14 protein-coding genes, 2 tRNA genes and 4 rRNA genes are annotated in these 24341 nt (G+C 57.6%); 14 read left to right on the top strand and 6 right to left on the bottom strand.

What is annotated here, in order from left to right:
* Positions 1 to 353: 353 nt before the first annotated feature.
* Complete coding sequence (locus RHM60_RS16960) at positions 354 to 1253, bottom strand: LysR family transcriptional regulator (protein ID WP_209986947.1); 900 nt, start codon at positions 1251 to 1253, stop codon at positions 354 to 356.
* Positions 1254 to 1410: 157 nt separating this feature from the next.
* On the opposite strand from RHM60_RS16960, the gene RHM60_RS16965 reads away from it, so the two are divergent.
* The 9 genes from RHM60_RS16965 (at position 1411) to RHM60_RS17005 (ending at position 12079) form a co-directional block, all read left to right on the top strand.
* Entirely contained in the window at positions 1411 to 2592 is a 1182-nt protein-coding gene (locus RHM60_RS16965; protein WP_057006156.1) for an acyl-CoA dehydrogenase, read from the top strand.
* 13 nt (positions 2593 to 2605) lie between these two features.
* Positions 2606 to 3826, top strand: coding sequence for a CaiB/BaiF CoA-transferase family protein (locus tag RHM60_RS16970; RefSeq protein ID WP_322212251.1), 1221 nt, complete (start codon positions 2606 to 2608; stop codon positions 3824 to 3826).
* Between the two features lie 621 nt (positions 3827 to 4447).
* A 16S ribosomal RNA gene (locus RHM60_RS16975) occupies positions 4448 to 5984 on the top strand.
* A gap of 82 nt (positions 5985 to 6066) precedes the next feature.
* Positions 6067 to 6143: transfer RNA gene (locus RHM60_RS16980), tRNA-Ile, on the top strand.
* A gap of 30 nt (positions 6144 to 6173) precedes the next feature.
* Positions 6174 to 6249, top strand: a tRNA-Ala gene (locus RHM60_RS16985).
* A 247-nt stretch (positions 6250 to 6496) separates the two neighbouring features.
* Positions 6497 to 9388: ribosomal RNA gene (locus tag RHM60_RS16990) — 23S ribosomal RNA — on the top strand.
* A gap of 172 nt (positions 9389 to 9560) precedes the next feature.
* A 5S ribosomal RNA gene (gene rrf / locus RHM60_RS16995) occupies positions 9561 to 9676 on the top strand.
* A gap of 108 nt (positions 9677 to 9784) precedes the next feature.
* Positions 9785 to 9900 (top strand): 5S ribosomal RNA (rrf, locus tag RHM60_RS17000).
* The 16S, 23S and 5S rRNA genes sit together here with 2 tRNA genes alongside, the layout of an rRNA operon.
* Before the next feature lie 298 nt (positions 9901 to 10198).
* Positions 10199 to 12079 (top strand): methyl-accepting chemotaxis protein, encoded by a 1881-nt coding sequence (locus tag RHM60_RS17005; protein ID WP_322212252.1) that lies wholly within the window; start codon positions 10199 to 10201, stop codon positions 12077 to 12079.
* Between the two features lie 42 nt (positions 12080 to 12121).
* On the opposite strand, the gene RHM60_RS17010 is transcribed toward RHM60_RS17005, so the two are convergent.
* The 5 genes from RHM60_RS17010 to RHM60_RS17030 form a co-directional block, all read right to left on the bottom strand.
* Positions 12122 to 12580 (bottom strand): SRPBCC family protein, encoded by a 459-nt coding sequence (locus RHM60_RS17010; RefSeq protein WP_322212253.1) that lies wholly within the window; start codon positions 12578 to 12580, stop codon positions 12122 to 12124.
* A 22-nt stretch (positions 12581 to 12602) separates the two neighbouring features.
* Entirely contained in the window at positions 12603 to 15974 is a 3372-nt protein-coding gene (locus RHM60_RS17015) for an amino acid adenylation domain-containing protein (protein WP_322212254.1), read from the bottom strand.
* The gene (locus RHM60_RS17020) at positions 15971 to 16918 is read right to left on the bottom strand and encodes a diiron oxygenase (RefSeq protein ID WP_209986965.1); all 948 of its coding nucleotides are present in this window, start codon (positions 16916 to 16918) and stop codon (positions 15971 to 15973) included. The genes RHM60_RS17015 and RHM60_RS17020 overlap by 4 nt, the downstream gene beginning before the upstream one ends.
* A complete protein-coding gene (locus RHM60_RS17025) occupies positions 16915 to 17673 on the bottom strand; it encodes a DUF3050 domain-containing protein (RefSeq protein ID WP_209986968.1) in 759 nt (252 codons plus the stop codon). The genes RHM60_RS17020 and RHM60_RS17025 overlap by 4 nt, the downstream gene beginning before the upstream one ends.
* A 343-nt stretch (positions 17674 to 18016) precedes the next feature.
* On the bottom strand, positions 18017 to 18715 hold the full coding sequence (locus RHM60_RS17030) for a GntR family transcriptional regulator (RefSeq protein WP_209986971.1): 699 nt from the start codon (positions 18713 to 18715) through the stop codon (positions 18017 to 18019).
* Between the two features lie 323 nt (positions 18716 to 19038).
* Between RHM60_RS17030 and RHM60_RS17035 the strand changes: the two genes are divergently transcribed.
* From RHM60_RS17035 to RHM60_RS17055, 5 genes are all read left to right on the top strand, one after another.
* Positions 19039 to 19932, top strand: a complete 894-nt coding sequence (locus RHM60_RS17035) for a TauD/TfdA family dioxygenase (RefSeq protein WP_322212255.1) — start codon at positions 19039 to 19041, stop codon at positions 19930 to 19932.
* Between the two features lie 22 nt (positions 19933 to 19954).
* On the top strand, positions 19955 to 20806 hold the full coding sequence (locus RHM60_RS17040; protein ID WP_231423643.1) for an ABC transporter ATP-binding protein: 852 nt from the start codon (positions 19955 to 19957) through the stop codon (positions 20804 to 20806).
* Between the two features lie 11 nt (positions 20807 to 20817).
* Complete coding sequence (locus tag RHM60_RS17045) at positions 20818 to 21666, top strand: ABC transporter permease (RefSeq protein WP_231423642.1); 849 nt, start codon at positions 20818 to 20820, stop codon at positions 21664 to 21666.
* A gap of 60 nt (positions 21667 to 21726) precedes the next feature.
* A complete protein-coding gene (locus RHM60_RS17050; RefSeq protein WP_231423641.1) occupies positions 21727 to 22647 on the top strand; it encodes a LysR family transcriptional regulator in 921 nt (306 codons plus the stop codon).
* A gap of 143 nt (positions 22648 to 22790) precedes the next feature.
* Entirely contained in the window at positions 22791 to 24326 is a 1536-nt protein-coding gene (locus tag RHM60_RS17055; RefSeq protein WP_322212256.1) for an MFS transporter, read from the top strand.
* Positions 24327 to 24341: the final 15 nt, after the last annotated feature.

A 24341-nucleotide genomic window follows, 5' to 3' on the forward strand; every position in this document is an offset into this window, starting at 1 on the left:
GCAGAAATGACAGCGGGGCGCGGCATTTTGCAGGCGAACTTTACGGCCTTCAAGGGATTATGACGGGTGACGAATAATTAACTACAAGTCACCGTGTGACTGATTGTCGCAATATGATGGATTAACCTGTTCAACATCATATAGTTAGACGGGTAACTGTGTTTATAGCGTGTTTTTTCAGGACTGCTATGAAACGTCGTGGATTGAACATTGAGAGTCGCTGCAACCCTTGAAAATAATGAGGTTGAAGCTTTTTTTGGATGGGGAATACAGTCGGCTCAATTGCGACATATAAATATATCTGTAGGGCTTTAAAATATTTGACTACAAGGTCAGCAAATTGCTGTTTCCCTTTAAATGCTGGGGCTGTAACGCCGTGACTGCTCAATCAGCCAGTCTCTGAAAGCATGTAATGAGGCGGATCCGACCTTTCTCTCGGGAATCATGAGGAAATAGGCTTTGGTGCTGGCCAGCGCTTCAGGGTTGGCGATCACCAATCGCTGTTCTTCAAGCTCTCGCTGGATAAGGAAGGGCGGAATCAGGGCGATGCCCATGTCATGCATGGCTGCCTGGGACAGCATCGAGAACAGCTCGTAACGGGGGCCTGTCATGTCGCGAGGTACATTCAGCTGTTGGGCGTTGAACCACTGGCGCCAGGCATAAGGGCGCGTGGTCTGTTGCAGCAGCGGCCGTTCCGCTATTTCCTGCGGGCTGAAACATTTGCGCGTGCCGAGCAGTCCTGGGCTGCAGACCGGCACGGGGTTTTCGCCCATCAACCTGTGGGATTCGGTACCGGACCAGTCGGCGTCGCCAAAGTAGATGGCCGCGTCGAATTCCGTGTCGGCAAACAGGAACGGGCGCGTACGGTTGGTCAGGTTGACGGTGACTTCCGGGTGCTGGTGCTGAAAGTCCTTCAGGCGGGGGATCAGCCATTGCGTACCAAAAGTCGGCACCACGGCCAGCTCGATGACATTGGTGCCCTGCTGGCCCATCACCGACAAAGTGTCGCGTTCTACGGCATCCAGTTGCGTGGCAACTCTGCGGCTATAGGACAGCCCGGCTTCCGTTAACTTGACGCCGCGTCGCGAGCGACGAAACAGCTCGACACTCAAAAACTCTTCAAGGCTGGCAATCTGTCGACAAATGGCGCCCTGAGTAATGGAAAGCTCGTAGGCCGCCTTGGTAAAGCTCTCGTGACGGGCCGCGGCTTCGAAACTGACGAGGGCGGTGGTGCTGGGGATTTTTCTGCGCATGTACCGTGCTCTCACATCAAAGGCGCGTCTGCGGCGATCTTGAGTATTACGAAGTGACAAATTATCACAAGGCTATGCGGAAACCTCGTTTGCCGTCTCCTCTTGCCCGACCTACGCTGCATGCACGACTTCTGAATCTCTCACCGAGGACTTATTCATGGCTGGCAAGGCAAGCTTCAACTGGATCGATCCGCTTCTGCTGGATCAACAGCTCACCGAAGAGGAGCGCATGGTGCGCGACACGGCCGAGCAATTCGCGCAGGACAAGCTGGCGCCGCGCGTTCTTGAAGCCTTCCGCCATGAAAAGACCGACCCTGCCATCTTCCGTGAAATGGGCGAGACCGGATTGCTCGGTGCAATGATTCCCGAGCAGTACGGTGGCAGCGGTTTGAATTACGTCAGCTACGGGTTGATTGCTCGCGAAGTGGAGCGTGTCGATTCGGGTTATCGCTCGATGATGAGTGTGCAATCGTCACTGGTCATGGTGCCGATCAATGAGTTCGGCACCGAGGCGCAGAAACAGAAGTACCTGCCGAAGCTGGCGTCCGGCGAGTGGATCGGCTGTTTTGGCCTGACGGAACCTGACCATGGTTCCGACCCTGGCGCGATGATTACCCGTGCACGCAAAGTGGAAGGCGGCTACAGCCTGACCGGCGCCAAGATGTGGATCACCAATAGCCCGATCGCGGATGTGTTCGTGGTGTGGGGCAAGGACGATGCCGGTGATATCCGTGGATTTGTATTGGAGAAAGGCTGGAAGGGCCTGAGTGCTCCGGCGATTCACGGCAAGGTGGGGCTTCGGGCTTCCATCACCGGTGAGATCGTGATGGAAAACGTATTTGTGCCGGAAGAGAACATTTTTCCCGACGTGCGCGGTTTGAAAGGGCCTTTTACGTGCCTCAACTCGGCGCGTTACGGCATTTCGTGGGGCGCATTGGGTGCCGCGGAATTCTGTTGGCACACTGCTCGCCAATACACCCTTGATCGCCAGCAGTTCGGGCGACCGTTGGCCGCCACCCAGTTGATTCAGAAGAAGCTGGCCGACATGCAGACCGAAATCACCCTGGCCTTGCAAGGCTGCCTGCGTCTGGGGCGGATGAAAGACGAGGGCACGGCTGCGGTCGAGATCACATCGATCATGAAGCGCAACTCGTGCGGCAAGTCCCTGGATATCGCGCGTATGGCGCGGGATATGTTGGGCGGCAACGGGATCTCCGATGAGTTCGGGGTGGCGCGTCACCTTGTCAATCTTGAGGTGGTCAACACCTATGAAGGCACCCACGATGTGCACGCTCTGATTCTTGGGCGTGCGCAAACCGGTCTCCAGGCTTTCTATTAATAGGAGCATGGGCATGGGCGCGCTTTCGCATTTACGGGTACTGGATTTATCGCGAGTGCTTGCAGGCCCTTGGGCTGGGCAGATTCTTGCGGACCTTGGGGCTGAGGTGATCAAGGTTGAGCGGCCGGGTAAGGGTGATGACACCCGCGCGTGGGGGCCTCCGTTCCTTAAGGACGCATACGGCGAGAACACGAGTGAGGCGGCGTATTACCTGTCGGCTAACCGCAATAAGGAGTCGGTGACCATCGACTTCACCCGGCCGGAGGGGCAGAAGCTGGTGCGGGAGCTGGCGGCCAAGTCCGACATTCTGATCGAGAATTTCAAGGTGGGTGGCCTCGCCGCGTATGGGCTGGACTATGAGTCGCTCAAGGCGATCAACCCGGAGCTGATTTATTGCTCGATTACGGGGTTTGGTCAGACGGGGCCGTATGCGTCGCGCGCGGGCTATGACTTCATGATCCAGGGGTTGGGTGGGCTCATGAGCCTGACCGGCCGGTCGGAGGATGATGAGGGGGCGGGGCCGGTGAAGGTTGGGGTGGCGTTGACGGACATTCTGACGGGCCTTTACTCAAGCGTGGCGATCCTGGCGGCGCTGGCGCACCGCGACCACGACGGTGGGGGACAACATATCGATATGGCGTTACTGGATGTGCAGGTGGCTTGCCTGGCCAACCAGGCGATGAATTACCTGACCACAGGTGTTTCGCCCAAACGCCTGGGTAATGCTCATCCGAACATCGTGCCGTATCAGGACTTCCCCACGGCCGACGGCGATTTTATCCTGACGGTGGGTAATGACGCGCAGTTTCGCAAGTTCGCTGAAGCTGCCGGGCAGTCGCAGTGGGCGGATGATGCGCGTTTCGCCACCAACCAGATGCGGGTGGCCAACCGAGCGCAGTTGATCCCGTTGATTCGCCAGGTCACCGTTTTCAAGACGACAGCCGAGTGGGTGTCATCGCTGGAGCGTGTCGGTGTGCCGTGTGGGCCGATCAATGATCTTGCGCAGGTGTTTGCCGATCCGCAGGTCAAGTCGCGTGGTCTGGCGATGGAGCTGTCTCATGTACTGGCCGGCAGAGTGCCTCAGGTTGCCAGCCCGATGCGGCTGTCCAAGACGCCTGTTGAATATCGCAGCCCCCCTCCTCTATTAGGGGAGCATACGGCCCAGGTGCTGCAGGCTTTGTTGGGGATGAGTCCTGAGAAAGTCGCTGTTCTGAAAGAGGCTGGCGTTATCTGACCTTTCTCTTCTATATAGAGGAGTGGGTAATTGATGACTTTTTAATCAACCTCAACTAATTGATAGGGAATGCAAATTTAGGGGTTGACGGCAGATTCTGGACGTCTATAATTCGCCCCACTTCCGGCGCAGTCGAAACGGAAAACTCCTTGGTAAACAAGTAGTTATGCAAGATTCGACAGCGAGTTGCTTCAGTTCATCGAAGTCCAGAAGAAGTTGATAGTGCGGTGTTGTTTGGCGCTATTAACGTTTCGATCTTCTCGGTCGAAAGCGGAGAAAAAGAGGTGTTGACAGCAGCGTGTAACGCTGTAGAATTCGCCTCCCGCTAACGAGAGATCGGAAGCGCAAGTGGTTGAAGTTGTTGAAGAGTTCTTCGAAAACTTCTGAAAATAATCACTTGACAGCAAGTGAGGCTGCTGTAGAATGCGCGCCTCGGTTGAGACGAAACATCTTAACCAACCGCTCTTTAACAACTGAATCAAGCAATTCGTGTGGGTGCTTGTGGAGTCAGACTGATAGTCAACAAGATTATCAGCATCACAAGTTACTCCGCGAGAAATCAAAGAATAACCAACGATTGCTGAGCCAAGTTTAGGGTTTCTTAAAAACCCAAAGATGTTTGAACTGAAGAGTTTGATCATGGCTCAGATTGAACGCTGGCGGCAGGCCTAACACATGCAAGTCGAGCGGTAGAGAGAAGCTTGCTTCTCTTGAGAGCGGCGGACGGGTGAGTAATGCCTAGGAATCTGCCTGGTAGTGGGGGATAACGTTCGGAAACGGACGCTAATACCGCATACGTCCTACGGGAGAAAGCAGGGGACCTTCGGGCCTTGCGCTATCAGATGAGCCTAGGTCGGATTAGCTAGTTGGTGGGGTAATGGCTCACCAAGGCGACGATCCGTAACTGGTCTGAGAGGATGATCAGTCACACTGGAACTGAGACACGGTCCAGACTCCTACGGGAGGCAGCAGTGGGGAATATTGGACAATGGGCGAAAGCCTGATCCAGCCATGCCGCGTGTGTGAAGAAGGTCTTCGGATTGTAAAGCACTTTAAGTTGGGAGGAAGGGCAGTTACCTAATACGTGATTGTTTTGACGTTACCGACAGAATAAGCACCGGCTAACTCTGTGCCAGCAGCCGCGGTAATACAGAGGGTGCAAGCGTTAATCGGAATTACTGGGCGTAAAGCGCGCGTAGGTGGTTTGTTAAGTTGGATGTGAAATCCCCGGGCTCAACCTGGGAACTGCATTCAAAACTGACTGACTAGAGTATGGTAGAGGGTGGTGGAATTTCCTGTGTAGCGGTGAAATGCGTAGATATAGGAAGGAACACCAGTGGCGAAGGCGACCACCTGGACTAATACTGACACTGAGGTGCGAAAGCGTGGGGAGCAAACAGGATTAGATACCCTGGTAGTCCACGCCGTAAACGATGTCAACTAGCCGTTGGAAGCCTTGAGCTTTTAGTGGCGCAGCTAACGCATTAAGTTGACCGCCTGGGGAGTACGGCCGCAAGGTTAAAACTCAAATGAATTGACGGGGGCCCGCACAAGCGGTGGAGCATGTGGTTTAATTCGAAGCAACGCGAAGAACCTTACCAGGCCTTGACATCCAATGAACTTTCTAGAGATAGATTGGTGCCTTCGGGAACATTGAGACAGGTGCTGCATGGCTGTCGTCAGCTCGTGTCGTGAGATGTTGGGTTAAGTCCCGTAACGAGCGCAACCCTTGTCCTTAGTTACCAGCACGTAATGGTGGGCACTCTAAGGAGACTGCCGGTGACAAACCGGAGGAAGGTGGGGATGACGTCAAGTCATCATGGCCCTTACGGCCTGGGCTACACACGTGCTACAATGGTCGGTACAGAGGGTTGCCAAGCCGCGAGGTGGAGCTAATCCCACAAAACCGATCGTAGTCCGGATCGCAGTCTGCAACTCGACTGCGTGAAGTCGGAATCGCTAGTAATCGCGAATCAGAATGTCGCGGTGAATACGTTCCCGGGCCTTGTACACACCGCCCGTCACACCATGGGAGTGGGTTGCACCAGAAGTAGCTAGTCTAACCTTCGGGAGGACGGTTACCACGGTGTGATTCATGACTGGGGTGAAGTCGTAACAAGGTAGCCGTAGGGGAACCTGCGGCTGGATCACCTCCTTAATCGACGACATCAGCTGCTCCATAAGTTCCCACACGAATTGCTTGATTCATTGAAGAAGACGATAAGAAGCAGCCCGAAATTGGGTCTGTAGCTCAGTTGGTTAGAGCGCACCCCTGATAAGGGTGAGGTCGGCAGTTCGAATCTGCCCAGACCCACCAATTTTGTGTGGGAAACGCCTGTAGAAATACGGGGCCATAGCTCAGCTGGGAGAGCGCCTGCCTTGCACGCAGGAGGTCAACGGTTCGATCCCGTTTGGCTCCACCACTACTGCTTCTGTTGTATGAAAGCTTAGAAATGAGCATTCCATTGTGATGATGGTGAATGTTGATTTCTAGTCTTTGATTAGATCGTTCTTTAAAAATTTGGGTATGTGATAGAAAGATAGACTGAACGTTACTTTCACTGGTAACGGATCAGGCTAAGGTAAAATTTGTGAGTTCTCTTAACTGAGAAATTCGAATTTTCGGCGAATGTTGTCTTCACAGTATAACCAGATTGCTTGGGGTTATATGGTCAAGTGAAGAAGCGCATACGGTGGATGCCTTGGCAGTCAGAGGCGATGAAAGACGTGGTAGCCTGCGAAAAGCTTCGGGGAGTCGGCAAACAGACTTTGATCCGGAGATGTCTGAATGGGGGAACCCAGCCATCATAAGATGGTTATCTTACGCTGAATACATAGGCGTAAGAGGCGAACCAGGGGAACTGAAACATCTAAGTACCCTGAGGAAAAGAAATCAACCGAGATTCCCTTAGTAGTGGCGAGCGAACGGGGACTAGCCCTTAAGTGGCTTTGAGATTAGCGGAACGCTCTGGAAAGTGCGGCCATAGTGGGTGATAGCCCTGTACGCGAAAATCTCTTGGTCATGAAATCGAGTAGGACGGAGCACGAGAAACTTTGTCTGAATATGGGGGGACCATCCTCCAAGGCTAAATACTACTGACTGACCGATAGTGAACTAGTACCGTGAGGGAAAGGCGAAAAGAACCCCGGAGAGGGGAGTGAAATAGATCCTGAAACCGTATGCGTACAAGCAGTGGGAGCCCACTTTGTTGGGTGACTGCGTACCTTTTGTATAATGGGTCAGCGACTTATTTTCAGTGGCGAGCTTAACCGAATAGGGGAGGCGTAGCGAAAGCGAGTCTTAATAGGGCGTCTAGTCGCTGGGAATAGACCCGAAACCGGGCGATCTATCCATGGGCAGGTTGAAGGTTGGGTAACACTAACTGGAGGACCGAACCGACTACCGTTGAAAAGTTAGCGGATGACCTGTGGATCGGAGTGAAAGGCTAATCAAGCTCGGAGATAGCTGGTTCTCCTCGAAAGCTATTTAGGTAGCGCCTCATGTATCACTGTAGGGGGTAGAGCACTGTTTCGGCTAGGGGGTCATCCCGACTTACCAAACCGATGCAAACTCCGAATACCTACAAGTGCCGAGCATGGGAGACACACGGCGGGTGCTAACGTCCGTCGTGAAAAGGGAAACAACCCAGACCGTCAGCTAAGGTCCCAAAGTTATGGTTAAGTGGGAAACGATGTGGGAAGGCTTAGACAGCTAGGAGGTTGGCTTAGAAGCAGCCACCCTTTAAAGAAAGCGTAATAGCTCACTAGTCGAGTCGGCCTGCGCGGAAGATGTAACGGGGCTCAAACCATACACCGAAGCTACGGGTATCACGTAAGTGATGCGGTAGAGGAGCGTTCTGTAAGCCTGTGAAGGTGAGTTGAGAAGCTTGCTGGAGGTATCAGAAGTGCGAATGCTGACATGAGTAACGACAATGGGTGTGAAAAACACCCACGCCGAAAGACCAAGGTTTCCTGCGCAACGTTAATCGACGCAGGGTTAGTCGGTCCCTAAGGCGAGGCTGAAAAGCGTAGTCGATGGAAAACAGGTTAATATTCCTGTACTTCTGGTTATTGCGATGGAGGGACGGAGAAGGCTAGGCCAGCTTGGCGTTGGTTGTCCAAGTTTAAGGTGGTAGGCTGAGATCTTAGGTAAATCCGGGATCTTAAGGCCGAGAGCTGATGACGAGTGTTCTTTTAGAACACGAAGTGGTTGATGCCATGCTTCCAAGAAAAGCTTCTAAGCTTCAGGTAACCAGGAACCGTACCCCAAACCGACACAGGTGGTTGGGTAGAGAATACCAAGGCGCTTGAGAGAACTCGGGTGAAGGAACTAGGCAAAATGGCACCGTAACTTCGGGAGAAGGTGCGCCGGTGAGGGTGAAGGACTTGCTCCGTAAGCTCATGCCGGTCGAAGATACCAGGCCGCTGCGACTGTTTATTAAAAACACAGCACTCTGCAAACACGAAAGTGGACGTATAGGGTGTGACGCCTGCCCGGTGCCGGAAGGTTAATTGATGGGGTTAGCTAACGCGAAGCTCTTGATCGAAGCCCCGGTAAACGGCGGCCGTAACTATAACGGTCCTAAGGTAGCGAAATTCCTTGTCGGGTAAGTTCCGACCTGCACGAATGGCGTAACGATGGCGGCGCTGTCTCCACCCGAGACTCAGTGAAATTGAAATCGCTGTGAAGATGCAGTGTATCCGCGGCTAGACGGAAAGACCCCGTGAACCTTTACTATAGCTTTGCACTGGACTTTGAATTTGCTTGTGTAGGATAGGTGGGAGGCTTTGAAGCGTGGACGCCAGTCTGCGTGGAGCCAACCTTGAAATACCACCCTGGCAACTTTGAGGTTCTAACTCAGGTCCGTTATCCGGATCGAGGACAGTGTATGGTGGGTAGTTTGACTGGGGCGGTCTCCTCCTAAAGAGTAACGGAGGAGTACGAAGGTGCGCTCAGACCGGTCGGAAATCGGTCGTAGAGTATAAAGGCAAAAGCGCGCTTGACTGCGAGACAGACACGTCGAGCAGGTACGAAAGTAGGTCTTAGTGATCCGGTGGTTCTGTATGGAAGGGCCATCGCTCAACGGATAAAAGGTACTCCGGGGATAACAGGCTGATACCGCCCAAGAGTTCATATCGACGGCGGTGTTTGGCACCTCGATGTCGGCTCATCACATCCTGGGGCTGAAGCCGGTCCCAAGGGTATGGCTGTTCGCCATTTAAAGTGGTACGCGAGCTGGGTTTAGAACGTCGTGAGACAGTTCGGTCCCTATCTGCCGTGGACGTTTGAGATTTGAGAGGGGCTGCTCCTAGTACGAGAGGACCGGAGTGGACGAACCTCTGGTGTTCCGGTTGTCACGCCAGTGGCATTGCCGGGTAGCTATGTTCGGAATAGATAACCGCTGAAAGCATCTAAGCGGGAAACTAGCCTCAAGATGAGATCTCACTGGAACCTTGAGTTCCCTGAAGGGCCGTCGAAGACTACGACGTTGATAGGTTGGGTGTGTAAGCGCTGTGAGGCGTTGAGCTAACCAATACTAATTGCCCGTGAGGCTTGACCATATAACACCCAAGCAATTTGACTACTCCTGACTTGGAAACAAGTAGAAGCATCAGATTGCGGTGTGTGAAGACGAGATGAACCGAAAGTTCGACGCTCACAAAACACCGACAGCTGTCACATACCCAATTTGCTGAAGCGAGGCCGTCTGGCCACGACTCAGTACCCGAATTTCTTGACGACCATAGAGCATTGGAACCACCTGATCCCATCCCGAACTCAGTAGTGAAACGATGCATCGCCGATGGTAGTGTGGGGTTTCCCCATGTGAGAGTAGGTCATCGTCAAGATTAAATTCCGAAACCCCATTTGCGAAAGCAGATGGGGTTTTGTTTTTGTAGAAGTCCATGAATTTTCACCGGCGTGTTGTTTGAACAACGCTCTGGTATACAGAATTTCTTGACGACCATAGAGCATTGGAACCACCTGATCCCATCCCGAACTCAGCAGTGAAACGATGCATCGCCGATGGTAGTGTGGGGTTTCCCCATGTGAGAGTAGGTCATCGTCAAGATTGAATTCCAGAACCCCTGTCTGCTAGCGCAGACAGGGGTTTTGTCGTTTAGGGACTTGGACAGGGTGCTCGCCTTACCTGGTCCCATATCACGCTTACATGCTTGCACTTGTACGATAACCATTGGTCGGCTGCCCTGTAGGGGATGAGAATACATCTCAAGATTTCCGCACTCCCTGCCGAAAGCCTGACGAGCCACGCGTGCCCCGAGATAGAGCGGCCGAAGAGCCTGCTTATAGCGCTACATGGAATGTTCCACGCGGCACGCTCATCCCCTTTGGCAAAAGAAGTCGACGAAATGAATCTGAAGTTCAGTCATAAAATCCTGCTGGCCGCGTCAGGCGTCGTTGTCCTGGCCTTCGCGTTATTCACGCTCTACAACGACTACCTGCAGCGCAGCACGATCAAGCAAAATCTGGAGTCGTCCATCCAGCAGTCAGGTGAACTCACCGCCAGCAGTGTGCAGAACTGGCTAAGTGGCCGCGTACTGGTCCTCGAGAACCTGGCACAGAACATCGCACACCAAGGCGCAACTGCCGACCTTCCGGGTCTGGTTGATCAGCCTGCGCTCACTTCAAATTTTCAATTCACCTACGTTGGCCAAACCAACGGCGTGTTCACGCAGCGCCCCGACGCCAAGATGCCCGATGGCTACGACCCGCGTCAGCGTCCCTGGTACAAACAAGCCGTCGCTGCCGATAAGCCCATGCTTACACCGCCCTACATGGCCGCAGTAGGTGGGCAGATCGTTACCATCGCCATGCCGGTCAAGAAGAACGGTGAGCTGCTGGGTGTCGTCGGTGGAGACCTGAGCCTGCAAACCCTGGTGAAGATCATCAATGCCGTGGACTTCGGCGGCATTGGTCACGGGTTTCTGGTCAGCGGCGATGGCCAGGTCATCGTTAGTCCGGACGGGGACCAGGTGATGAAGAACCTCAAGGATATCTATCCAGGCATCAGCCTGCGTATCGACAAGGTCAACCAGGATGTCGTCCTCAACGGTCAGGAGCGCATCCTGTCGTTCACGCCTATCAGCGGCTTGCCAGGCGCGGATTGGTATATCGGTCTGTCGATCGACAAAGACAAAGCCTACGCACCACTGGGTAAATTCCGCACTTCAGCGCTGATTGCAATGCTGATCGCCGTGGTAGCGATTGCCGTGCTCTTGAGCCTGCTGATTCAAGTATTGCTGCGGCCCTTGACCACCATGGGCGCGGCGATGAAGGACATTGCCCAAGGTGAAGGCGACCTTACTCGTCGCCTCAATGTGACCAGCAAGGACGAATTTGGCGAAGTGGGCAGTGCCTTCAACCAATTCGTCGAGCGAATCCACGCGTCCATTTCCGAAGTGTCCTCGGCGACGCGCCAGGTACACGATCTGTCCCAGCGAGTGATGGCCTCGTCCAATGCCTCCATCGTTGGCTCCGACGAGCAGAGCGCGCGCACCAACAGCGTAGCCGCCGCTATCAATGAGCTGGGCGCCGCCACCCAGGAAATTGCACGTAACGCGGCCGACGCCTCGCAACATGCCAGCGGTGCCAGCGAGCAAGCGGATGGCGGACGCAAAGTGGTTGAGCAAACCATCCTGGCAATGTCGGAGCTGTCGCAAAAAATCAGCCTGTCCTGCACCCAGATCGAAACACTGAATGCCAGTACCGACAACATCGGCCACATTCTCGATGTGATCAAAGGTATCTCTCAGCAAACCAACCTGCTCGCGCTCAATGCCGCGATCGAAGCGGCACGGGCCGGCGAGGCAGGTCGTGGCTTTGCAGTGGTCGCTGACGAAGTGCGCAACCTCGCTCACCGCACCCAGGAGTCGGCTGAAGAGATCCATAAAATGATCACCTCGCTGCAAGTGGGCTCCCGTGAAGCGGTAACTACCATGAACGCCAGCCAGGCCTCCAGCGAAGAGAGCGTTGAAGTGGCCAACCAGGCCGGCGAGCGCCTGATCAGCGTGACGCAGCGGATTGTCGAGATCGACGGCATGAACCAATCGGTGGCTGCCGCTACCGAGGAGCAGACTGCCGTGGTTGAGAGCCTCAACGTGGATATCAACCAGATCAACCTGCTGAACCAGCAAGGCGTGGTCAACCTCAATGAAACGCTGAGAGACTGCGATGCGCTCTCCCAGCAGGCCAGTCGATTGAAGCAACTGGTTGACAGCTTCAAGCTCTGACTTTTGAGTGCAAAGCAGGAGCGAGCACGCTCGCTCCTGCGTTCAGCCAAGCATCCGGCGCACATTCTCCAGCGCACTGTCGGCAAACGCTTGTGCAAACGCATCAAATTCCACCTGGGTGTCTCCGACAGGTTCGCCGATGATCGTCCAGGTCGCCCTGGCACGGCCGGCGTCAACCGCCTCAACACTCATCGCCGCCCACAGGCGCGCCACGCCCAAGGTGTTGTAGACCGTAGTCCAGGTCATGCACATGGCGTCTTCATCCCGGCTGTTGAGTTGTTCCACCACGCAGTGACCATCATGGAAGAACTTGGTACGCAAGGCTCCGACACCCGTGCCGGTCATTTCGATATGTGACAGGGCCGGAATGAACGCATCAAAGCCTGCAAAGTGACCGACTACGGCCCACAAGCGAGCCGCTTCGCACTCGACAACGACACAGGCCTGCACTGGTGTGGTACAGGGATTGCGAATCAGCGTATCGGGTTGCAGTGGTTTCATGAGAAAGGTCCTTAAAAGCAGTTCAAAGAAAGCCCACAGCCTTCAGGTATTCGCAGCCCTGACGCAGCAGGGCGGGACTTTTCTCGGGGTAGTGCGTTCCCATTTGTTCCACGCCATGACGTGCGTTGTCGAAACGGATCATTGAAGTGTCGCCGATGTCTTCGCCCGGCCCATCCATGTAAAACCCGAGTACCCCGAACAACGCGTTGTCGCGATCAACTGTGCGCAAGGCCTGTTGCCACTGCACAACAGTGACGCGGTCGAAGGCATGCCCCGCCTGGCTGAACGCATTAAGGTAGTCGTCCCAACTCAGCGGCTGCGGGTTGTGCAGGTTGAAAACGCTGCGCTCGCTGTCGAACTGGCCACAGTGAAACGCGAGAAAGCGTGCAAAAAAGTCCACCGGCATCAGGTCGAAGTTCACCTCCTGACGGGGCATCAGACCCAATTGCAGCGATCCCTTGAGCATCAGCATCAGGCGATTTTTCCGGGGTTGGCAAACACCGTTGCGGCTGTTGAAACTGATGTTGCCCGGACGCAGGATATTGACCCACGCGCCTTGCGCCACCGCACGTCCCAACAGCCGCTCGGCCACCCACTTGGAGAGGTTGTAGCCATTCTTGATGTAGATCGGCAGTGTCGCCGCGGCCGGTAACTCCAGAACGTAGCCTTCGGCATCAATGCTGCTGCAGGCGGACAGCGTCGAGATGAAGTTCAGAACCTTTTTGCAGTGGGTCTCGCACAGGCGTAAACATTCCCGCACGGGGTCGACGTTGTCCGGCACCAGCGACCCATAGTCCATCACATGATTGACCTGTGCAGCGTTGTGCACCAGCACGCCAAAGTCCCTCGCGAGCGCGTCATACACCTCGCACGCCAGCCCCAGGCGTGGCTGGCTGACATCGGCCGGATACACCCGCACCCGGCTCGTGTCCAGATGTTCCAGGCGGTACTCCTTCAGTGCCTCGCTGAACCTGCTGGCTGCCGGTTGACCCGGCAACTCACGCACCAGACACGCTACCGCTGTTGCACCGCCTGCCAGTAATGCCTCGACGGCATGTACGCCGATAAAACTGTTGGCCCCCGTCACAATCACCTTGCGTCGATCACCAGCTCGAGTCTCGGGCAGCACCCTCAGTGCCTGTTCACGCTGAGCATCGCGCACGGCCTGGCCGTACGCTGCGTCTGGCAGTGCACTGTCCTGCATCAGCAAGGCGAGCGTACTGATCGTCGGCCTCTCGAAGAAGTGGTTCAGCGGTACACTGCGGCCGAACTGTTCACGAATGCTCAGCAACAAAGTCGACAGCAAAATGGAGTGCCCACCGAGGTTGAAGAAGCTGTCGTCCAGCCTCAAATCATCCACAGGCACGCGCAACAATTCACTCCATAGCCGCGCCAGTTGCCGTTGAAGGGGCGTATGCGCAGTGCGGCCATTGCCAGCCAGTGAGGCTTGAATCGGCAATGCCAGCAAGGCCTGACGGTCAATCTTCCCGCTGCCGGAGCAGGGCAGGGCAGACAGTTCGGCCCACACCTGTGGTTGCAGGTAATCAGGCAACCACTGCCGCGCGTGTTGCTTGAGATCGACCAGCGTAGCACCGGCCTCCGGATAGGCGACCACCCCCCGAATCTTGCCGTCACGCTCGATCACCACCGCAACCTGACGAAACAGCCGACTGTCGCGCAGGCACTGCTCGATCTCCCGCGGCTCGATCCGCACCCCGCGGATCTTTACCTGGTCATCACGGCGCCCACCGAGTTCTATACCGTCGTCCGTCCATTTCGCGAGGTCGCCACTGCGGTAGGCCCTGACAACCTGACCGTCCGGCAGTGTCAGCTCGACAAAGGGACTGTCGAGTACCGGCGCGGTGCTCAAGTACCCCAGGCTCACCCCAGGCCCGACGATATACAACTCACCCATTACCTGCTCATCCACCGGCTGCATGTCCTCGTCGAGGATCAGCGCCTGACTGTTGGCGATTGGCCGGCCCACCCGGGTGTTGCCATCTTTGCGCTGCAGCAGGCGATGCGTCACCAGTACCGTGGCTTCGGTGGGGCCGTAGAGGTTGTGCAGGTGGCATTGGCCGGCCAGACGTTCGATGACATGGGGTTCGCACGCTTCGCCACCGGTTAGCAGGTGAGTCAGGCCCAGCGGCTCATCCAGCGGCAGGATACCGAGCAGCGCCGGTGGCAGGAACGCGTGGGTGATGTGCTGTTGGCGAATCAACTCCACCAATTGCTGCGGGTCACGCCGCTGCGCCTCGCCGGGAATGATCAACTGCGCGCCGGCAATCAGACTCGGGAAAATATCCATCAGCGAAGCATCAAAGTTCAATGCGGCGAACTGCAGCACGCGGCTCTGTTCACTCAATTCCATGCAGCCACCGAACCAGGCAGTAAAGTGCGCCAGGTTGCCCTGGCTGAGCCGCACGCCTTTTGGTCTGCCACTGGTGCCGGACGTGAAGAGCACGACGCACGGTGCGCTCGGGTCTGGCCGAGGGTGCGGCAGCGGTTGCGAGGCGTCTTGCCGATCGGCACCACGCACATCCAGCGCCATGAAGCGTTCACGCAGCGGGTGGCTGCCCTCATCCAGTAAAACACGGGCGCCTGCGCTTTCCAGCATGACCTGCTGGCGCCGAAGAGGAAGCTGCGCAGCCAGTGGCAGGTAGACTGCGCCGCAGCCGAGAATCGCCAGGATGCTCGCGTACAGCGCAGCAGACTTTTCCAGGCAGACCCCGACGATCGCTGAACCTTCAACACCCTCCAGCACTGCCGCCAGTCGTTGCTGGATCGCCCAGGCGTGCGTCTGCAGTTGCCGGTAAGTGACAACCTCGCCCGCTACATTCAGCGCCGGTCGCTCAGCGAAGGTGATGAGGCTGGTCTGCAGTCGCTCGATAATCGGCACTTGCGCCGCCCGCAGCAGTTCCGGATCTGCCGTGCAATTGAACCGATGCAGGTAGGCCAGCGCATCCAGGCTTTGCAAGTCCAGGTCAGGCCAGTCGTTGGCAAAGGTAGGCGATACACACAACTGCGGGTCGCGTGCAAAGCGACTCACCTGCAGAGCCACCCACTCCACCAGCGCGCGTGTCGTCCGGCGGCACAAGTGTTGGCCGTTCCCGCTGGGTTCTTCAGCCACGTCCAGCACGTCCACCAGGCGATGGTCATGGTTATAGCTGCGCATTTGCAGCACAGGCAATCCGGACTCGGTCGCTGAGCCGATCCCCAGTCGCAGGCTCAGGCGCGGCGTGCAGGCCCAACGCATCGGCAGTGGCTGGCTGCCGTCGTCGATCACCAGATCAGCGCCCTCGTCTGCGCACCGATGACCATATGCTTCGAGCTCCGTCCGCACTTCGGTCAGCGCCTTGCTCGTGCCGACCCATCCCACTGTCAGGCACTTCATGCCGCTCTCCCCGCCGGCGACAGATAGTCATTCATGGCCGCTGCCACGCTTGGCGTCTGGAGCAAACCGCTGTGCTGCAAAAACTTCATGATGTTGCCAATCAGAGGGTGCTGGCGGGTGATGGGAAACGCCAGTGCCTCCACCTCGTCTCTCAAGGCCTCACGGATGCGCGCGCTTACGCCCAGGTGTTCGATCAATTGCAGGTCGAAGGTTTTTTGCAGATCGTTGGTCAGGTAGTGCATCAGAAACGTCGGCAGCACCTGAGCGATGCTGTCGCGATCTGCCGGGCTGGCCGCCTGCCAATACAGATGCACCAGACTTGTCCAGAAACGGGCATGGCGGCCTTCGTCAAACAGGTGATCGGCCATCATGCCGCGAATGGACGACTTGACACTGTCGTCCCTGGAAAACGCCGCCACCTCATGGGTCACGGTGTTTTCGGCAATCGCCACGCCAATCAGCTCCACGGCATCGCGCAGATGAGTGGGCGCCTGTGCCTGCGCTGCCGGCAGCGCGCGGCTGAGTTCGATCTGCCTGGGCAGGTCGAGGGGCTGGATGCCGGTCATGCTCACCGTCTGATGCAGGAAGTCCAACGCCACCATTGCGTGGTAATCCTCGTCCACCACGACGGACATTGCGTCGTAGCGACAGGCAAGGGGGAAGGGCAGTGTGAAGCGGTTCTTGGCAATGCTGCGGGCGGTCCTGTCGACAATTTCGGTCTCGAAAATCACCACGTCATTAATGTATTTGTAAAAGCTTTGTACCAGCACAAAGTCTCGCCATTGCGCACAGTGTTCGACAAACGTCGCACTCAATACCAGCGGCTGGCGGCACAGCGGGAAGATCAATTTGTCATCGTCTTCCAGCAGACGGCGCGGGCGCGTGCGGATGGTTGCGCGGCGCTCCCAGTCGTCGGCGATGGAGCAGTAATCCGTGATGCTCATGGGTGCACCTCCTGCAGCGAGGCTCGCAGGTCGTCCCAGAAATGGATGCGCTGTTCAACCGCGCTCAAGGCGAACGCGTCAGCCTGTTGCCGGCGATGCACGTCCCCATCGATCAGGCGCTCGAGCATCGCCCGCGCGCCGGGTTCATGGTCCTCGGCGTCCAATTGAATGTGTCGGTTGAAGTAATGGCGCAGCATCGGCGCCTGGCCGATCCACGCTGCGCTGCCTTGCAACAGGCGTTCAAACATGGTCGGTATGACGCTCTCACGGCCGTGCAGGAAGGCCGCCGCAACACAATGGGTAGGTGCGTCGAGTACGGTGTGCAGCGTGCTGCCGACAAACCGTGCCGTGCCGGGCAGACTCTCTAACGTTTGCAACGCTACCTGAGCGTCTACCCCCTGGCGTTGCAGCATGACGAACCGATCGATGGCGACAGTACTGGCACCTGTTTCAAGCATGCCCCCACGGTACAACTCGAAATGGCTGCAATGACCACCCCCTGGACGTTCATCCGACTCCTCACACAGCACGATCTCATTGATCAACCGAGCGGCCTGAGGATCGGTTGGGGGGAGCCAGGGCACCTGTGTGCCGGCCAGGTCCCGTTGCAGGCGTTTGGTGAGACTCATGAAGTCCCACACAGCAAATACATGGCTCTGCATAAAAAGTTGTAACTTGCTGAGTGAAGTTATTTCATTAAATAAAGGATGACTGCACAGTTGCAGTTTTTTCTGCTCTAGTAAAGTTTGATGCATGGTTGATGCCTATAAGTTTGTTGCGACTGCGCTGAAGACAGAAGGACTGTTATTAAGCTTGAAATGGACAGTCAGGATTTTTGCCGGGCCGAGCGTGTAGCCGCACTTGGGCAAGGGATTGCGCGGCCGGTTTGAGTGTCTGGTTTAGTGGCGCAGGATAATAAGCGGATTAAACGTTTGGATGAGCTTGCAAATGTATTAAAAGTTTTTCGAGAAAATACATGTTGTGAGTAAGTTAATTGCTTAAGTGTGGGAAGTTTCTTTAACCTGCGCAGGCTCAATCAAGTTGTATCGGCGCGGGGGCTTTCCCCTGATAAAAAGGAGGCCCCGAACGGCATGAGGTTTACTTGCCGGCCGCTTCAAGGCCGTTGAGATAGGCAGATATCACTTCCATCCCGCGCGTGAGGTGATTGCGCAGGGTGAGAATGCTCTCATCGGTCTTCTTCTGCGCCACCAGGCTCAGCAGTGTGCGGTGATCTTCCTGGGACGTCTCGCCGAGCCCCATCGCCTCCAGGTTGAAGCGCAGGAAGCGCTCTTCTTCATTCAGGCCATGTTCGACCAGCTTGAGCAGCCTTTGATTGGGCGCCTTGTCATACAGCGCCATGTGGAACAGGCGGTTCAGGCGTCCAATCTCGGTATAGTCTTTTTCCCGCTCCAGGGCATTGATCAATGTCTCGGCCTCGGCGATGTCGGCCTCGGTGAGCAAGGGGATCGACAGGCGCAGGGCTTCGGACTCCAGCAGTATGCGCAAGGCGTAGGTTTCAGCCGAGTTGTCCTCGATCAAGGGCGCCACCACGGCGCCCTTGTGCGTCACCACATGCAGCAATGACTGCGCTTCCAACTGGCGCAAGGCCTCACGCACCGGCATGCGGCTGACGCCGAACAGGCTGGCCAGTTCCTGCTGGCGCATGGCGGTGCCGCAGGGCAACCGGCCATCGAGAATGGCGTTGCGCAAGGTTTCTTCAATTACGGAACGAGCAAGATGAGCGGGGATAGGTCCGCTGACCTTAATGCTGTTCAACAGGTTCGGCTTCTGCGTCACGGCTACGCTCTCCTCCCTTTTTAAAATAAGTATGGCTAATTGGATCCAAAGCACACTAGAGACAGCTCAAAAGCTTGTCAAACGAACAAGGTTTTCGGCTTGTAAGTGCTTAAACACGGGGTTCTCCAGGCCCACACCGTGGTTTTGCGACGTCTTACACGCCAGCAACAACTGAATGATTCGCCACCTTTCCTTACTCGCTCAGCGTAGCCGGTCCAGCCTCTTGATGAACACATTAACGTCTATAGATATTCACTAATGGTATTTAAACTGACCTTCTTATGTCTATAAAGTTACTCTCCTGTCCGACCGGGAGTCACTTCATGTCCGCCGCCTCTACTGTTCCAACAGCGACCGCTACCCCACAAGCATTCGAGATTCGCCCATTGTCCGGCAGCGTCGGTGCCGAGGTTATTGGCCTGGACCTGTCCCGCCCGGTCAGCGACGAAGAGTTTGCGCGCATTCACCGCGCGCACCTGGACTATCACGTCGTGGTGTTCCGCGACCAGCGCATCACCCCTGCACAGCAGATCGCCTTCAGCCGCCGTTTCGGCGTGTTGCAGATTCACGTGCTCAAACAGTTTCTGCTGACCAATCACCCGGAAATCCTGATCGTCTCCAACATCCTGGAAAACGGTCAATCCATCGGCCTCGGAGATGCGGGTAAATTCTGGCATTCGGACCTCTCCTACAAGGAACTGCCGAGCCTGGGTTCGATGCTGCATGCCCAGGAGCTGCCCTCCGAGGGCGGCGACACCCTGTTCGCTGACATGCATAAAGCCTGGGACCAGTTGCCCGAGCACCTGCGCAAGGCCGTGCAAGGCCGCAGCGCCGCGCACTCCTACACGGCGCGCTACAGCGAAACCAAATTCGAAGGTAACTGGCGCCCGACGCTCACCCCGGAGCAACTGGCCCAGGTAGCCGAAGTGGTTCATCCCATCGTGCGCACCCACCCGGAAAACGGCCGCAAGGCGCTGTTCGTCAGTGAAGGTTTCACCACCCGCATCGTCGGCCTGCCCGAAGACGAAAGCCGCGACCTGCTGGCCCAGCTCTATGCCCACAGCGTGCTGCCGGAAAACATCTACCGCCACCAATGGCAACCCCACGACATGGTGTTCTGGGACAACCGCTCGCTGATTCATCTCGCCGCCGGTTGCCCCAGCCATCTGCGGCGCAAATTGTTCCGCACCACCATCCAGGGCGATGCGCCTTTCTGAACCCTATCGCAAGAGAGTTGAAATGAACGCGCCTTTGCCAGGCCACGCGGCCAGCAACCTGAGCACCGCCCAACCGTTGCTGGCGGTGGACAACGTCAGCCTTGAGTACCGCACCCCCGAGCGAGTAGTGCGCGCCACCCACCAGGTCAGCTTCGAGATCGACCCGGCCGACCGCTACGTGTTGCTCGGCCCTTCGGGCTGCGGCAAATCCACGTTGCTCAAGTCCATCGCCGGGTTTATCAAGCCCAGTGAAGGGGAGATTCGCCTGCTGGGGCAAAAGGTCGAACAACCTGGCCCGGATCGCATCGTGGTGTTCCAGGAGTTCGACCAGTTGCCGCCCTGGAAAACCGTCAAGCAGAACGTCATGTTCCCCCTGCTGGCGTCCAAAACCCTCAAGCGCCGCGAAGCCGAAGAACGCGCGCTGCACTACCTCGACAAAGTCGGCCTCAGTGCCTTCGCCGATGCCTACCCGCACACCTTGTCCGGCGGCATGAAAGCTCGCGTGGCCATCGCCCGCGCCCTGGCCATGCAGCCCAAAATTCTGCTGATGGACGAACCCTTCGCCGCCCTGGACGCCCTCACCCGACGCAAGATGCAGGAAGAGCTGCTGCGGCTCTGGGAAGAAGTGCGCTTCACCCTGCTGTTCGTCACCCATTCCATCGAAGAGGCGCTGGTGGTCGGCAACCGCATCCTTCTGCTGTCGCCCCACCCGGGGCGCGTGCGCGCAGAAATCCACAGCCATCAATACGACCTGCACAGCCTCGGCGGTGTGGACTTCCAGGCCTCGGCGCGGCGCATTCATCGCCTGCTGTTCGATGAAGCCCCCGAGGCCGAACGTGAGTTGGGTTTCGCCGACATTCGCATCGCTTACTAAAGGGTCGCCCCATGCGCCAGGAATACGAAATAACCCTCGAACCGCTGCTCAGCGTGCCGGTGGAACGCGAACTGCCGCTGCGTCAGCGCCTGTGGCAACAAGGCTGGCTGCGCAAAGGCCTGATCCTGATCGTGCTGGCAGTCATTTGGGAGTCGGTGGCGCGCTATCAGAACAACGACCTGCTGCTGCCGAGCTTTTTGCAGACCTTCCACGCGCTCTACGACGGCCTGCTCAGCGGCGAACTGCTGAGCAAGGTCAGCATCTCCCTGGCCGTGCTGATCAAGGGCTACCTGATCGGCATCGTGCTGGCCTTTGCCCTGACCACGCTTGCCGTCTCGACCCAACTGGGCCGCGACTTGTTGAGCACGCTGACCTCAATGTTCAACCCGCTGCCGGCGATTGCGTTGCTGCCGCTGGCGCTGCTGTGGTTCGGCCTGGGCCAGAACAGCCTGATCTTTGTGCTGGTGCATTCGGTGCTGTGGGCGCTGGCGCTCAATACCTATTCGGGGTTCCTTGGCGTGTCCGAAACCCTGCGCATGGCCGGTCGCAACTATGGCCTCAAGGGCATGCGCTTCGTGCTGTTCATTCTGATCCCGGCTGCGCTGCCGTCGATTCTTGCCGGCCTTAAAATCGGCTGGGCTTTTGCCTGGCGCACCTTGATCGCCGCCGAGCTGGTCTTTGGCGCCACCAGCGGCAAGGGCGGGCTGGGCTGGTACATCTTCCAGAACCGCAACGAGCTGTACACCGACAAGGTATTCGCCGGCCTGGCTGTGGTGATTCTGATCGGCCTGCTGGTGGAAAACCTGGTGTTCGACACCTTCGAGCGGCTCACGGTGAAACGCTGGGGCATGCAGCGCTAGGCCGGCCATCCCTGTTAGGATTGCGGCCAATTCACGCTTTTACGACCGCGAGTGCCTGGCATGCAATTACCGGACATGAACCTGCTGGTCGCCCTCGACGCTTTGCTCGATGAAGGCAGCGTGGTCGGCGCCGCACGGCGGATGAACCTCAGCCCGGCGGCCATGAGCCGCACCCTCACGCGTATCCGCGAGGCGGTGGGCGACCCGATTCTGGTGCGCGCCGGACGCGGCCTGGTGCCCACGCCCAAGGCGATGCAACTGCAAGGCCAGGTGCGTAATGTCGTGGAGCAGGCCGCGCTGCTGTTTCGCTCGGCCGACCAGGTGGACTTGAGCACCTTGCGGCGTCGCTTCAGCGTGCGCGCCAACGACTTCTTCATCGGCGTGTATGGCGGCCGGCTGTTCGACACCATGGAGCGCATGGCGCCACTGTGCGAGCTGTACTTCGTGCCCGAAGGCGACACCGACGACGAAGCCCTGCGCGAAGGGCGCCTGGACCTGCGGGTGAGCAACACGCTGCCCGTCACCCCTGAGGTAAAGGTGCAGAACCTGTTCTCCACCACCTTCGTCGGGCTGGCGCGCGAAGGCCACCCGTTGTTCGACGGGGAAATCACCGCCGCACGGTTTGCCGGTTATTCCCATATCAGCATCTCGCGCCGTGGCATCGCGCGCGGGCCCATCGACACTGCTTTGAACGCCCAGGGCCTGGAGCGCCGCGTCGCGATGATCGCCCCTGGGTTTCACGGCGCAATGTTCATGCTGCCCGACTCCGACCTGCTGTTGCCGGTGCCCAAGGAAGCCCTCCTGAGTGTCAAGCGTCTGAAACTGCCGCTGCGCGCCTTCGCCCTGCCGATCTCGTTGCCGACCCTGATGCTGACCCAATCCTGGCACCCGCGTTTCGACAAGGACCCGGCGCACAAATGGCTGCGCGAAACCTTTCGCGAAAGCTGCCAGGCCACCTGGCTCGAAGCCCAGCCCACCTGAGCATTTCACAATCAACTGTGGGAGGGGGCTTGCTGCCGCATAGATTGCGTTGCGTGCACTTATACCCTGCCAATAAGTAACTTTTTGTCATGTGTGTAGCTGCTTAAACTGCTCGGGTATCTATCATTCCGAGTTACCCGTACATGACCTCCCTCGCTGCCCCCGCCCTGCAGGCCGCAGCCAAACCTGTCGCGCTCAATCCGCCGGTGTTCGGCCTGCGCATCATCATCGGCCTGGTCGGTGTGCTGCTGGCGGTGCTGGTGTCCGGCCTTAACGACATGGTCACCAAAATCGCCCTCGCCGATATCCGCGGCGCGCTGTTCATCGGCTATGACGAAGGCACCTGGCTGGTCGCGGCCTACACCGCCACCTCCGTGGCGGCCATGGCCTTCGCGCCCTGGTGTGCGGTGACTTTCTCCCTGCGCCGTTTCACCCTGTGCGCCATCGGCCTGTTCACCCTGCTGGGCATCCTCTGCCCGTTTGCGCCCAATTACCAAAGCCTGCTGCTGCTGCGCACCGCGCAAGGCCTGGCTGGCGGCGCATTGCCGCCGATGCTGATGTCGGTGGCGCTGCGCTTTCTGCCGGCCAACATCAAGCTGTATGGCCTGGCCGGCTACGCGCTCACCGCCACCTTTGGCCCGAGCCTCGGTACGCCCCTGGCGGCGCTGTGGACCGAGTACGTGGGCTGGCAGTGGGCGTTCTGGCAGATCGTCGCGCCGTGCCTGCTGGCCATGGCGGCGGTGGCCTACGGTTTGCCGCAGGACCCGCTGCGCCTGGAGCGCTTCAGGCAGTTCAACTGGCGCGGCCTGCTGCTGGGCTTTCCGGCGATCTGCATGTTGGTGATCGGCCTGCTGCAAGGCAACCGCCTGGACTGGTTCGAGTCCGGCCTGATCACTTTCCTGCTCAGCGGCGGCACCCTGTTGCTGGTGCTGTTCCTGCTCAATGAGTGGTCGCAGCCGCTGCCGTTTTTCAACGTGCAGATGCTCGGTCTGCGCAACCTGGCGTTTGCCCTGATCGTACTGGCCGGCGTGCTGATGGTGCTGACCTCGGTGATCATCATCCCGTCGAGCTTCCTCGCCCAGGTGCAGGGCTACAGGCCGCTGCAGACCGCGCCGGTGATGTTGCTGATGGCCCTGCCGCAATTGATCGCGCTGCCGCTGGTGGCGGCGCTGTGCAACCTGCGCCGGGTCGATTGCCGTTGGGTGCTGGGGCTCGGCTTGAGCCTGCTGGTGCTCAGTTGCCTGGGCAGTTCGCAGCTGACCTCGGCGTGGATTCGCGACGATTTCTATGGCTGGTACCTGCTGCAAATCATCGGGCAACCGATGGCGGTTCTGCCGTTGCTGATGCTGTCTACCGGCAGCATCCAGCCCGTTGACGGGCCGTTCGCTTCGGCCTGGTTCAACACCATCAAAGGCCTGTCTGCGGTGATCGCCGCCGCAGTGCTCGAAACCCTGACCACCCGCCGTGAACACTTCCACTCCACCATGCTGGTGGATCGCCTGGGCAACTCACCCCTGGCCGACGGCGATGCGCCGGGCCTGGCCCACCGCCTGCACGAACAGGCCGTGGTGCTCACCTCGTCGGATCTGTATGTCGTCATGGCCGGTGTCGCGGTGGCGTTGATCCTGCTGATTTTCTGGATGCCCACGCGGATTTATCCGCCTCGCGCACCGACATAGCCTCAAGGACTCCCC

The sequence above is a fragment of the Pseudomonas sp. MH9.3 genome (genome assembly GCF_034354675.1).
GTDB lineage: Bacteria > Pseudomonadota > Gammaproteobacteria > Pseudomonadales > Pseudomonadaceae > Aquipseudomonas.

Coding starts and splice junctions, on each gene's coding strand:
- RHM60_RS16960 (WP_209986947.1), bottom strand. CDS start 1,253: ATGCGCAGAAAAATCCCCAGCACCACCGCCCTCGTCAGTTTCGAAGCC.
- RHM60_RS16965 (WP_057006156.1), top strand. CDS start 1,411: ATGGCTGGCAAGGCAAGCTTCAACTGGATCGATCCGCTTCTGCTGGAT.
- RHM60_RS16970 (WP_322212251.1), top strand. CDS start 2,606: ATGGGCGCGCTTTCGCATTTACGGGTACTGGATTTATCGCGAGTGCTT.
- RHM60_RS17005 (WP_322212252.1), top strand. CDS start 10,199: ATGAATCTGAAGTTCAGTCATAAAATCCTGCTGGCCGCGTCAGGCGTC.
- RHM60_RS17010 (WP_322212253.1), bottom strand. CDS start 12,580: ATGAAACCACTGCAACCCGATACGCTGATTCGCAATCCCTGTACCACA.
- RHM60_RS17015 (WP_322212254.1), bottom strand. CDS start 15,974: ATGAAGTGCCTGACAGTGGGATGGGTCGGCACGAGCAAGGCGCTGACC.
- RHM60_RS17020 (WP_209986965.1), bottom strand. CDS start 16,918: ATGAGCATCACGGATTACTGCTCCATCGCCGACGACTGGGAGCGCCGC.
- RHM60_RS17025 (WP_209986968.1), bottom strand. CDS start 17,673: ATGCATCAAACTTTACTAGAGCAGAAAAAACTGCAACTGTGCAGTCAT.
- RHM60_RS17035 (WP_322212255.1), top strand. CDS start 19,039: ATGTCCGCCGCCTCTACTGTTCCAACAGCGACCGCTACCCCACAAGCA.
- RHM60_RS17040 (WP_231423643.1), top strand. CDS start 19,955: ATGAACGCGCCTTTGCCAGGCCACGCGGCCAGCAACCTGAGCACCGCC.
- RHM60_RS17045 (WP_231423642.1), top strand. CDS start 20,818: ATGCGCCAGGAATACGAAATAACCCTCGAACCGCTGCTCAGCGTGCCG.
- RHM60_RS17050 (WP_231423641.1), top strand. CDS start 21,727: ATGCAATTACCGGACATGAACCTGCTGGTCGCCCTCGACGCTTTGCTC.
- RHM60_RS17055 (WP_322212256.1), top strand. CDS start 22,791: ATGACCTCCCTCGCTGCCCCCGCCCTGCAGGCCGCAGCCAAACCTGTC.